Origin of the sequence: Sphingomonas sp. (assembly GCF_040398505.1) — a bacterium.
Classification (GTDB): Bacteria; Pseudomonadota; Alphaproteobacteria; order Sphingomonadales; family Sphingomonadaceae; genus Sphingomonas.
Map to the genome: position 1 here is coordinate 1 of NZ_JBBATX010000202.1, position 1,530 is coordinate 1,530.

Consider the following 1,530-nt stretch of genomic DNA (forward strand, 5'->3'; position numbering starts at 1 on the left):
AGTGGAGGCTCTCCGACAATACCAGCACTGTGTTGCGGCTGCCGTGATGCAGGCCGTTTTCGACGCGTCGATTGTAGAGGAGGGCGGCAAGCCCACCGCCTATGTCGTCAGCACCGAAGTTACCGCCGCGCTGAGCAATGTCATGGCGTCGATTCTGGAAGGCGCGCCACGATGACGGACGGTCGGCGCACCGTTGCCGCGCGAAACATCTCCCGCCGTCGCGCTCGCGTTCTGGCACGCGATTTTCGAGGATGGCTGCGGGCGAGCGCAGCATCGTTTATCGTATTGGCAATCGGCATCGGTGCCGCGGCTGGCCTGCCCAGCGTCATTCTCGGTGCGCTCGCGCACACCCTGCAACATCTGCTGTTCGCGCTGCCCCCGAACACGCGGTTGAGCGGCGTCACCGAACTAGCGCTGGCGAACCTGATCGTGCTGCCACTGGGCGGCCTGATCTTCACAGCATTTGGCTATGCGACCCGCGCCCGCAAACGTCATCTCGTCGATGCGGTCGAAGCGAACGCGCTTCATGGCGGGCGGATGTCGCTGCCGGATAGCCTGGTCATCTCGGGCCAGACGATCCTCTCGAACGGCTTTGGAGCATCGGTCGGCCTCGAAGCCGCCTACGCGCAGATGGGCGGGGCCGTGGCATCGGTGCTGGGGGGCTGGCTGAAGCTCCGTCGTGCCGACCAACGCACGCTGGTCGGTGCTGCCACGGGTGCGGCCATCGCCGCTGCGTTCGGTGCTCCCTTGGCCGGAGCATTCTACGCCTTCGAGATCGTCATCGGAACCTACACGCCTTCGGCGATAGCCCCTGTCGCCGCTGCGGCGCTGGCGGGTGCGCTCGTCGCTCAAACTTTTGGGCAGCAACCCTATCTGATCGACGCCGCATCCAACGCCTCGGTCGAAACGCACCATTACCTGATCTATGCCGGACTGGGCGCGGTCTGCGCGCTGCTGGGCATTGCCCTGATGCGCGCCGTTGCGTCGGTCGAGAGCGCATCTCGGCGAACCGGGATGCCGGAATGGTCGCGCCCTGCGATCTGGGGCCTGTTGCTGATTCCGATCGCGATGGTGTCGCCGCAGGTCCTGTCGGCCGGACACGACGCGCTTCATGCCGATCTGGCGCTCGGTGCCTCGCTTGGGTTCATCCTGCTCGTGCTGCTTGCCAAGAGCACTGCGTCGATCGTGTCGCTCGGGTTCGGATTGAGAGGGGGGTTATTCTTTGCGTCGCTATTTCTCGGCACGCTCATCGGGCATCTGTTCGCCGACACCTCGGCGCTACTGGTCGGCCATCCCGTGATCGACACCCACAATGCCGCGCTGGTCGGCATGGCCGCGTTCGCGGTCGCTGTCGTGGGAGGACCGATGACGATGGCGATGCTGGTCCTGCAAGCGACGCATGACTTCTCGCTCACGGGAGCGGTGATCGCCGCCTCGCTCGTGTCCTCCACGATCGTGCGCGAGCTGTTCGGATATTCCTTCTCAACGTGGCGGCTTCACCTCCGCGGCGAGACGATCAAAAGCGCGCGC

Annotated in this window: 1 protein-coding gene; it reads left to right on the top strand. The window is 65.1% G+C overall.

Going from position 1 to position 1,530, the window contains the following annotated elements; all coding sequences use genetic code 11:
* Window positions 1–171: 171 nt before the first annotated feature.
* A partial coding sequence (locus ABWP09_RS14385; RefSeq protein ID WP_353205802.1) for a chloride channel protein occupies window positions 172–1,530 on the top strand: 1,359 nt, incomplete at its 3' end.